Genomic DNA, 10,316 nt, shown 5'->3' on the forward strand with positions numbered 1-10,316 from the left:
GCAGCCGCGACGACAGAATTTCGGGAGGAGGACATGGCAAGCAAAGGCTTCGAGCCGGACGTTAAGGTTCGCACCAAGGACTACAAAATAGGCTGCGTCGGCGCCGGCATGATCATGGCCGAGTGCCATCTGGCAGCCTACAAGGAAGCGGGCTTTCCGGTGGTGGCGATCGCCTCGCGCACCAAGGCGAATGCGCAGAAGGTCGCCACCCGCTGGGGCATCCCGACGGTGCACGACACGCCGGAAAAGCTGATCGAGGACGAACAAGTCGAGATCATCGACCTTGCCTTCCCGCCCGACCAGCAGCCGGCGCTGATCCGCCACGCGCTGAAGCAGAAGCACATCAAGGCGATCCTGGCGCAGAAGCCATTGGCGCTGACGGTGGAGGAGGCGGTCAAGCTGCGCGACGAGGCGACCAAGGCCGGCAAGATCCTCTCGGTCAACCAGAACATGCGGTACGACCAGTCGATGCGGGTGCTGAAGCAGATCATCGACAATGGCGAGCTCGGCGACATCGTCTTTGCGCAGATCGACATGCATGCGATCCCGCACTGGCAGACTTTCCTCGAGGACTATGACCGGCTTACGCTCGCCAATATGAGCGTGCACCATCTCGACGTGTTGCGCTTCCTGTTCGGCGATCCCGACGAGATCACGACGCTGACGCGCAAGGACCCGCGCACGCGCTTCGACCATTCCGACGGCATCACGGTGTCGACGCTGCGCTTCCCGTCGGGCGTGCTTGCGGTTTCGCTGGAGGACGTTTGGTCGGGCCCGCGCCAGGAAGGTTACAAGGACGACCAGCACATCAATTGGCGCGTCGACGGCACCAAGGGTGTCGCCAAGGGCACGATCGGCTGGCCGACCGGGGCGGCCTCGACATTGACTTATGCTTCGACCGAGACGACCGGCGGCGAATGGGTGAGCCCGAGCTGGAGCACCATGTGGTTCCCGCAGGCCTTCATCGGCGTGATGGAGCAGCTCCAGCATGCCGTGAAGACAGGCACGCCACCGGCGCTTTCCGTCGCCGACAACGTCAAGACCATGGCGCTGGTGGAGGCGGGCTACCGCTCCATCGCCTCGGGCCGCACGGTCAAGCTCTCCGAAATCTCGATCACCTGAAAACACTGGCAACTGAGCCAACCAATCAACTGAATCGCTTACAGGGAGGAATTCACACCATGATGCAGGCAGGCATTTTCACGGGCTATTTCCCGTATGGCCTCGAAGAGACGGCGAAGAAGATCCGCGGCCTCGGTTTCAACACGGTGCAGCTCGACCTGCATTTCAAGGACATCGACCTGTCGGCCGGCCAGATCACCAAGGACAAGGCGAAGAAGGTGCGTGACACCTTCCGCGACCACAATCTGCCGGTCTGCTGCGTGTCGGGCTACACGAACATCATCCATCCGGACAAGGCGGAGCGCGAGAAGCGCGTCGGCTATCTCAAGGAGATCATCCGCAACGCCCGCCATTTCGGCTCGCCGTATGTGATCTCGGAAACCGGCACCTACAACACCGAGTCCGACTGGGTGCACCACCCGAAGAACAAGACCGAGGAAGGCTTTGAGGAATGCCGCAAGGTGATCGCGGACCTCGCCCAGACCGCTTACGACCACGGCGCGGTCTTCCTGCTCGAAACCTATGTCAACAACGTCGTCGGGTCGGTCGAGGAGACGGTGAAGATGTTCGCGCAGGTCGACCATCCTGGTCTCGGCCTCTTGATGGATCCGACCAACTATTTCGAGACCCACAACATCGACCGGATGGACCAGATCCTCAACCAGGTCTTCGATACGCTGACCGACAAGATCAAAATAGCGCATGCCAAGGACGTGAAGCGTTCGGGCAGCGACAAGTCGGAAAAGCATGCCGATATCGGCGACGACGACGCGATGGAAAGCCATACCTTCCGCGGCGTCGGCGAGATCGAGCTACCGGCGCCGGGCCTCGGCTCGCTGAACTACGACCTCTATCTCCAGCGGCTCGCCGAGAAGCATCCGAACATCCCGGTCATCATCGAGCATCTGTCGGAAGACGACGTGCCGCGCGCCAAGAAATTCCTCGACGGGAAATTCCGCGAGAACGGCCTCTGAGACAGGCATGGGGCACCGACGTTGAAAGTCAGAAACCCGAGCGCTGCATGGTAGATCTCTACGGCAAGACGTTGTCGCGAAGGCAAGTGGCTGAACGCTCCGGCATGCTGTCGCAATTCGCCGGCGTGCGGCTGATGACACTTGGCGACGGCGTCGAGCGCGGCATCCGCATGCTCGAATTCCGCACGGGATCGGGCCTGCGCTTCACCGCGCTCGTCGATCGCGCGCTCGACATCGCCGATTGCGAGTACAAGGGCCAGGCGATCGGCTGGCACTCGCCGAGCGGCTTCCGCCATCCCGGTCTGCACGACTATGAGGGCGAGGACGGTTTTGCCTGGGGGCGATCCTTCTCCGGCCTGCTGGTCACCTGCGGCCTCGATCACATTCTCGGCCGCAACGAGGTGCCGGCCGAGAACTACAATTATCCCGGCCGCAAGACCGTGACGCATTCGCTGCATGGACGCATCGGCACCATTCCGGCGCGGCTTACAGGCTATGGCGAAGCCTGGGACGGCGACCGCTGCGTGCTGTGGGCGGAAGGCATCGTCCAGCAGGCAAGCGTGTTCGGCGAGGACCTGCATCTCATCCGTCGCATCGAGGCCGATGTCGGCGGCAACGAGATCCGGCTTTCGGACCGCGTCGTCAATCACGGCTTCCACCGCACCCCGCACATGTATTTCTACCACGTCAATGTCGGGCACCCGTTGCTCGACGAGGGCTCGCGCTATCTGGCGCCGATCCGCGACGTCGTCTGGGCCGCGCATGGCGACGAGCGCTATCAAGCACAGAAGGTCGGCTACCATACCGTGCCGGCGCCGCAGCTCGGCTTCAGCGAGCAGGTCTGGCAGCACGAACTCGGAGCTGACGGCAACGGCGAGGTACCGGTCGCGGTTGTCAACGATCGCCTCGGTCTCGGCTTCGAGGTCGTCACCCGTAAGGACCAGTTGCCTTGCTGCTATCAGTGGCAGAATTTCCAGGCCGGCCAGTATGCGCTCGGCATCGAGCCCTCGACCCACCATGTGCTCGGCAACCTTGCCGCGCGCGAGCGTGGCGAGATGATCTGGCTGGAGCATGACGAGAGCCGTTCCTATGACGCGGTGTTCCGCGTCCTCGATGGCAAGGGGGCGATCGCCGGCGCCGAAGGTAGGATCGCGGCCATCGCCCGCCAGCCCGCGCAGGATTATCCTCAGCCCTCCGGCAAGTTTCCACGACTAGCGGGCGAGGGCATGAGCGCGACAATTATCCATGGCGAGCCCTCCGGCCGGCGGACCGGATCGCCAGCGGTGCGCGAAGATTGGAGGCAAATGTGACGGCAAAGAAGCGCGACTACAGCCTTGTCGGCGAAAGCACGCGTAAGGCGATCGAGACCGGGCTTGCCTCGGCCGAGTGGTATCACACCGACGTGGCGCGCAAGGGCATGAAGGAGCTGATGCAGCGTTCCGACGGACCGGCGATTCGCGACACCATGATCTGGATTGCGGCGATCCTGGGCTCGGCCGCCGGCATCGTCTGGTTCTGGGGTACGTGGTGGGTCGTGCCGTTCCTGTTCGTCTATGGCGTGCTCTACGGCTCGTCGAGCGACTCGCGCTGGCACGAATGCGGCCACGGCACCGCCTTCCGCACACGCTGGATGAACGATGTCGTCTATCACATCGCCTCGTTCATGCTGATGCGCAATCCGGTGCAGTGGCGCTGGAGCCACGCCCGCCACCACACCGACACCATCATCGTCGGCCGCGATGCCGAAATCGCGGTGATGCGGCCGCCGGACCTCTTGAAGGCGGCGCTCGCCTTCACCGGCATCCTCGACTTCCGCTATTCGCTGCCGACGCTGGTGCGCCAGGCCCTCGGCAAGCTGTCGGACGACGAGAAGAGCTATATCCCGGAGATGGAGCAGCATAAGGCAGTGATCGCGGCGCGCTGGCATATGGTCGTGTATGCCGCGACGATCGCTACCGCGATCGCACTCAGGTCATGGATACCGCTGGTGCTGATCGGCCTGCCGCGGCTCTACGGCACCTGGCATATGGTGATGACCGGCCTGTTGCAGCATGTCGGGCTCGCCGACAACGTCACCGACCACCGGCTCAACACGCGCACGGTCTACATGAACCCTATCAGCCGGTTTATCTACTGGAACATGAACTACCATGTGGAGCATCACATGTTCCCGATGGTGCCCTATCACGCGCTGCCGAAACTGCATGAGCTGATCAAGCACGATCTGCCGGAGCCGAACCCGTCGATATGGCATGCCTATCGCGAGGTCTGGCCGGTGCTGCTCAGGCAGCTGAAATACGAGGACTATTACCTCAAGCGCGAACTCCCGCCGACGGCCAAGCCTTATCGCGGCGAATTTCACGAGCTCGACATAACGGCGGCCGCCGCCGAATAGGCTGCGTCTATCAATCCGGAGAGAGACGATGGCGGAATGGGTCGAAGCATGCGCGGTGGACGATGTGGACGAGGAGGACGTGATCCGCTTCGATCATGCCGGCCGCACCTTCGCGATCTACCGCTCGCCTGACGACGAGTTCTTCGCCACCGATGGTTTCTGCACGCATGAAAAGGCGCATCTGGCCGACGGGCTGGTGATGGACGACATCATCGAATGCCCCAAGCACAATGGCCGCTTCAACTACAAGACCGGCGAGGCCAAGGGCGCGCCGGTCTGCGTCAACCTCAAGACCTATCCGGTTAAGGTCGAGGCCGGTAAGGTCTTGATCGAAATCGGCTGATCAGCCGCCCGCCAAGCTACGAAGGAACAGAGTTCGATGAGCCGAAAGAGACCGACCGTTGCCGATCTGCGCGCCATGAAGGGCAAGCGGCAGCTGACCATGCTGCGCGTGCTGACCTTGGAAGAGGCGGAAGCCGCCGAGCGCGCCGGCATCGACATTGTCTCGGTGCCGCTGGAACTGGTGCTCAATCCGCAATACCGCGATGCGGCACCCAGCCTCTTCACCATGCCGGGCGACAATTTTTATGAGATCGGCACGGCGGACGATTTCCTGCGCTGGGCCTTCCGGCTCTACAAGGCCGGCGCCGACGCCGTCTATTGCAGCGCTGGCTACGCTACCATCAAGCGCATGGCCGACGATGCCATTCCCGTGATTGGCCACGTCGGCCTCATTCCTTCCCGCGCGACCTGGACCGGCGGCTTCAAGGCCGTCGGCAAGACCGCCGACACGGCGATCAAAGTGTTCGAGGCGGTGAAGCAGCTGGAGGCGGCAGGCGCGATCGGCGCCGAGATCGAAGTCGTGCCGGTCGAGGTGGCGAAGGCGATCTCCGAGCGCACCTCGCTCATCATGCTGTCGATGGGCGCGGGCACGGGCTGCGATGCCCAATACCTGTTTGCCGAAGATATTCTCGGCACCAATCGCGGTCACATGCCGCGCCACTCGAAAGTCTATCGCAACTTCGCCGCCGAATACGACCGTTTGCAGGCGGAGCGCATCGCGGCGTTTTCTGAATATGTCGCGGACGTCAACAGCGGCGCCTATCCGGAAGACAGGCATATCGTGCATATGGATCCGGACGAGCTCACCCTCTTCATGAAGAAGGTGGACGAAAAAGTCTAAACAAGCAGTATTTGGTGCACCGCAGGGTGCCAATACCCATCGGCGAGCACGGCGTGGAGCGCGTCGGCGCTGGATCCCAGCGGCTGGTCTTCCTTGAGCGTCGGCACATGGGCGCGGACGGCGGCGTGGATCGCTCCGGTGGCGGGCGCCAGCGTTAGCCCTTCGCGCAGATCGATCGCCTGCGCCGCCGCCATCAATTCTAAGGCGATCAGCCGCCGCCACAGCACGATCATCTCGGCGCATTTGGCGACGGCAAGCGGCGTCTGCGTGGCGTGGTCCTCCACGCCCTCGGACACGGGCAGGAAGTCGAGCATCACCGGATTGGCCTTGTGGCGGATGGCGGCCAGGATCGCCGCCACCGTCTTCTGCAGCGGCACGAAGCCGGCGGACGCGCCGCCGACCGGCGAAAGGTATTTCGGCAGGCCGTGGCGGGTGGAGCCGGTGAGCTGGATGAAGCGGGCGGCGGAAGCCGCCGCGCATTGGGCGATCGCGAGGCCCAGCGTCTCGAAGGCCAGCGACAGCGAGGCGGTGTGGAAATTGCCTGTCGACAGCACGAGCAAGTCATCGGCGAGCACCAGCGGGTTGTCGGCGGACGCGTTAAGCTCGATCTCGACGGCGAGCCTGGCATGGTCGATCGCCTGGATCAGCGCGCCGTGGATCGAGGGCATGCAGCGGATCGACAGCGGATCCTGAAGCGTGGTCGGTGCCGATTCCTCGCCCTGGGCAAGCAGCTCGCGCAACGCCTTTGCCGCCACCTGCTGGCAGGCGGCGGGCCGCGCCAGATGCAGTCGGGGGTCAAGGATGGTGCGGTTGGCGCCCAGCGCCTCCATGGTGAGCGCGCCGGCCTGCTGCTGCTGTTCCAGCGCCGAGAGCGCATCGGTTAGCGCCAGCGCGCCGGCGCCGGTGGAGGCGGCGGAAGCGTTGATCAGCGACAGGCCGTCCTTGGGAGCCAAGCCGACCGGCGCAAGGCGCGCCATCATCAGCGCCTTTGCCGAAGGCATGCGCCTGCTCTGATAGTCGGCATCGCCTTCGCCGATCAGCGTGTGGGCGATCGCCGTCATCAGCACCAGGTCGCCGGCGCCGATCGAGCCAAGCGAGGGCATCACCGGATGGACGCCGGCGTTGAGCAGATCGACGAGCGCGGTGAAGACATGCGGCGACAGACCGGAGCCGCCTGCCGCGAGCATGGCGATGCGGGCGAACATCACCGCGCGCACGAGCTGGGTAGGCAATGGGTTTCCCACCGCGGCGCCGCGCCCGTCGAGAAGCTGGCGCTGGAAGGCGCCGGCATCGCCTTCGACTGTCGTGCCGAGATTGGCGCCAAGCCCGGTGTTCAGCCCATAGATCTGCTGATCACCGGCAGCGGCGGCATCGAGGACCTCGCGCGCCTTGGCCAGTTTTTCGATGACGGCAGGCGTGACTTCGATCTTGCCTGCATTGCGCGCGACGGCGGCCACATCCTCGATGCTGACGCCGGCGCCGGTGAGAACGAGCGGGGTCATGCGAAGCGCAGCCTCTGGCCGATGCCGTGTTCCGCGGCTTTGGCCAGCATCGCCTTGCCGAGCGCGATATCGGAGAGCGACAGGCCGCGATGCCAGAACAGGATCGTTTCGCCGTCGCTTTGCCGGCCCGGCTTGCGGCCGGCCGCGATCTGGCCGAGCTCGGCATGCAGCGTCGCCTCGCTCAGCCGTCCGGTCTCGACATGGGCGCGCAGCGAGCCGAACTTGCCGCCCTTGCACTGACCCCAGTCGTCGACGACGATCTTTTGCATGATGTCGGTGAGCGAAAGCTCCACCGCGCTCATCGTGCCGTAAGGCACCACCAGCGCGCCCCGCTTGATCCATTCAGTCTTGAGCAGCGGCTGCGGTTCCGGCAGCCGCGAGGCCTCGACGACGATGTCGGCGCCTTCGACGCAGCCCTTCCAGTCAGCCACGGCCATGACGGGTTTGCCGAGATCGGCAGCCAGCTTCGCGGCGAAAGCGTCGCGGCTTTCCGGGCGGCGCGAATGGACGCGGATCTCGTCGAAGTCGAAGAGGTGATCGAGCAGGCGCACATTCCAGTAGGCGGTGCCGCGCGCGCCGATATGACCGAGCACTTTCGACGATTTTTTGGCCAGATGCTTGGCGCCGATCGCCGTGACGGCGCCGGTGCGCATGTCGGTGATGACGGTGGCGTCCAGGATGGCGCGCGGCGTGCCGGTGCGCGGGTCGAAGAGGTTGAGGATGCCGAATTCGGACGGCAGCCCGCGCAGGTAGTTGTCGACGTAATCGCCGACGATCTTCACGCCGGCCGCATCGAGCGGCGCCACATAGCCGCGCAGCACGTTGAAGTGGCCATGGAAGGACGGATCCGGCTCGAGATGGACGCGCGGCTCGATCACCGTCTGGCCGTTGCCCTGGGCGACGAGCCCGGCTTCGACGGCGCCGATGATCTCGGCATCGGTCATGGCAAGGGCTTCAATGTCGAGAGCATTGAGGTAGTCGATATAGATCGGCTTCATGCATTTCCCTCGGCCGGCCCGCGCTCATCCATAACAGGCGGCGCGGCGACACGAAAGTTTGTTGGTTAAACTCTGGACTGGTTCAGCCTTATGCTGTTCAACCAGCGCGTCATGACCAGCATTCCCGACAACGAGGCCGTGTTTCAGCCGAAGACTTCCGCCCGGCGGTCACGGCGCGTGGCGCTGATCGTCGCCGTCGCCTTCTTCATGCAGTTGCTCGACTCGACCATCATCTCGACGTCGCTGCCGCAGATGGGGCAGTCCTTCGGCGTGCCGGCGGTGGCGATGAGCATCGGCATCACCGCCTATATGCTGACCATGGCGGTGTTCGTGCCGCTGTCGGCCTGGCTCGCCGACCGGTTTGGCGCGCGCAACGTCTTTCTCGTCGCCATCGCGCTGTTCACGCTCGCGTCGATCACCTGCGGCTTCTCGCAAAGCCTGACCGAGTTCGTCGGCGCCCGCATCGTGCAGGGGCTCGGCAGCGCGCTGATGACGCCGGTCGGGCGCATCCTGGTGCTGCGCAACGCCGCCAAATCGGAACTGCTCAATGCCACGGCGCTGATCACCTGGCCGGCCTTGTTCGCGCCGGTGGTCGGGCCGGTGCTCGGCGGCTTCATCACCACCTATCTCTCCTGGCACTGGAACTTCTTCATCAACGTCCCTCTGGGGCTGGCCGGACTGCTGCTGGTCGCCCGCTTCGTGCCGGGCGATCGCGATTCCGAGGCGAGGCCGCTCGACTGGCGGGGCTTTTCCTCACCTCGCTCGGTCTCGCGGTGATGCTCTATGGACTGGAGCGCCTTGCGCATCCCGAGAACGGCATGCTGCCGACAGTCGCCCTGATTGCCGCCGGCATTGCGATCGGCTGGATCGCCGTGCGCCACCTGTTGCGCACGCCGCATCCGCTGCTCGACCTCTCCGCCTTCAAAGTCCTGACCTTCGCCGTCTCGACATTGTCGGCGGGCACGATCTTCCGCGTCGCGATCAATGCAACGCCCTTCCTTTTGCCGCTGCTTTTCCAGGTGGGCTTCGGGATGCGGCCGGTCGATGCCGGCTTGCTGATCCTGGCCTATTTCCTCGGCAATCTCGGCATGAAGGCAGTGACGACGCCGACGCTGAGGCGCTTCGGCTTCCGCCGCGTGCTGATCGTCAACGGACTGATCGCCTCGCTGGCGATCATGGCCTGCGGAGCGATCTCGCCGCAGACGTCGCCGGTGCTGGTGGTGGCGCTGATGCTCATCGCTGGTCTCACGCGCTCGATGCAGTTCACGGCGCTCAATACGCTTGCCTTCGCCGATATCGGCGGGGCGCAGCGGAGCTCGGCGGCGACGCTCTCCAGCATGCTGCAGCAGGTATCGATGCTGTTCGGCGTGGCGGTCGCGGCGGCGATCCTCAACCTGTCGCAGATCGCCGGAGGCGAAGCGACGCCCGATCTCGCCGACTTCAGAATCGCATTCATAGCGATCGGGCTGATCGGGCTCGCGGCATCGTTCCGTTTCATGGTCCTGTCGCCATCTGCCGGGGCGGAGGTCTCGGGCCACTCCGCGGACGATTGACACCGCGCTCGCTGTCTTTTGCGAATGTAAATTCCGCCAGCCCCGCAGGCTTCGAATGCGCTCTTTCACGAGCCGCACGATCGAGGCAATGAATTGCCAAAAGCCCAAGAGTTTCCGCCTATTGCGCCAGTTTCGGCAATCGATGCGACCACTCGGCAAATAGTCGGAGAGGCAGGGTTCTTGAACGCGGATTCATTTGACGAGCCGCTGTTGAGCCGATTAGCTTTCGTCCGGGATGGCGGCCCGGCAGGGCCTTTCCATCGGGGCGAAAAGACATGAACGCGATCGGTTGGCCAGACCAACCATCTCGTGACAGCGATGCAGATCCCGATTGATCCGCAGTTCGAGGTGAAGTGAGACGCCGGCTCACGCAGGCCGATAGACCTTCTCCGCCGTGTTCCAGAGGATGTCCGCCTCGGCTTTCTGGCCATGTCTTGCCACCGCCGCGCGGTGCGCCTTGATCAGCTCGGCGTGGCTGGTCCACAGCTTCTCGATGGGGAAGTTCGAGCCGAACATCAGCCGGCCGCTGCCGAGGATTTCGATCGCGTTGTCGACGATGTAGCTAGGGTCAGGACTCATTGATCCAGAA

The 10,316-nt window shown here is 64.1% G+C and carries 9 protein-coding genes and 1 pseudogene; 7 read left to right on the forward strand and 3 right to left on the reverse strand.

Annotation, left to right across the window (positions count from 1 at the left end):
- Positions 1 to 33 precede the first annotated feature (33 nt).
- The 6 genes from DH10_RS08300 to DH10_RS08325 are packed head-to-tail and all read left to right on the forward strand — an operon-like array spanning position 34 to position 5,674.
- Positions 34 to 1,122, forward strand: coding sequence for a Gfo/Idh/MocA family protein (locus DH10_RS08300; protein WP_192243397.1), 1,089 nt, complete (start codon positions 34 to 36; stop codon positions 1,120 to 1,122).
- Between the two features lie 59 nt (positions 1,123 to 1,181).
- Complete coding sequence (locus DH10_RS08305; RefSeq protein WP_192243395.1) at positions 1,182 to 2,096, forward strand: sugar phosphate isomerase/epimerase family protein; 915 nt, start codon at positions 1,182 to 1,184, stop codon at positions 2,094 to 2,096.
- Positions 2,097 to 2,143: 47 nt separating this feature from the next.
- A complete protein-coding gene (locus tag DH10_RS08310; protein ID WP_246505808.1) occupies positions 2,144 to 3,406 on the forward strand; it encodes an aldose 1-epimerase family protein in 1,263 nt (420 codons plus the stop codon).
- Complete coding sequence (locus DH10_RS08315) at positions 3,403 to 4,491, forward strand: fatty acid desaturase family protein (protein WP_192243393.1); 1,089 nt, start codon at positions 3,403 to 3,405, stop codon at positions 4,489 to 4,491. Before DH10_RS08310 ends, DH10_RS08315 begins: the two co-directional genes overlap by 4 nt.
- Before the next feature lie 28 nt (positions 4,492 to 4,519).
- Positions 4,520 to 4,834, forward strand: a complete 315-nt coding sequence (locus DH10_RS08320; protein WP_192243391.1) for a MocE family 2Fe-2S type ferredoxin — start codon at positions 4,520 to 4,522, stop codon at positions 4,832 to 4,834.
- Positions 4,835 to 4,870: 36 nt separating this feature from the next.
- On the forward strand, positions 4,871 to 5,674 hold the full coding sequence (locus DH10_RS08325) for a 3-methyl-2-oxobutanoate hydroxymethyltransferase (RefSeq protein WP_192243389.1): 804 nt from the start codon (positions 4,871 to 4,873) through the stop codon (positions 5,672 to 5,674).
- On the opposite strand, the gene DH10_RS08330 is transcribed toward DH10_RS08325, so the two are convergent.
- Entirely contained in the window at positions 5,671 to 7,176 is a 1,506-nt protein-coding gene (locus DH10_RS08330; protein ID WP_192243387.1) for an HAL/PAL/TAL family ammonia-lyase, read from the reverse strand. The two genes, DH10_RS08325 and DH10_RS08330, sit on opposite strands and share 4 nt — an antisense overlap.
- Complete coding sequence (locus tag DH10_RS08335) at positions 7,173 to 8,174, reverse strand: ornithine cyclodeaminase family protein (RefSeq protein ID WP_192243385.1); 1,002 nt, start codon at positions 8,172 to 8,174, stop codon at positions 7,173 to 7,175. The genes DH10_RS08330 and DH10_RS08335 overlap by 4 nt, the downstream gene beginning before the upstream one ends.
- 111 nt (positions 8,175 to 8,285) lie before the next feature.
- Here DH10_RS08335 and DH10_RS08340 point away from each other — a divergent pair.
- Positions 8,286 to 9,727, forward strand: a pseudogene (locus DH10_RS08340) (DHA2 family efflux MFS transporter permease subunit).
- 366 nt (positions 9,728 to 10,093) lie between these two features.
- Here the strand turns inward: DH10_RS08340 and DH10_RS08345 are convergent.
- On the reverse strand, positions 10,094 to 10,316 hold a 223-nt coding region (locus DH10_RS08345), incomplete at its 5' end, for an amidohydrolase family protein (RefSeq protein ID WP_192384604.1).

Source organism: Mesorhizobium silamurunense (assembly GCF_014843825.1).
GTDB lineage: Bacteria > Pseudomonadota > Alphaproteobacteria > Rhizobiales > Rhizobiaceae > Mesorhizobium > Mesorhizobium silamurunense.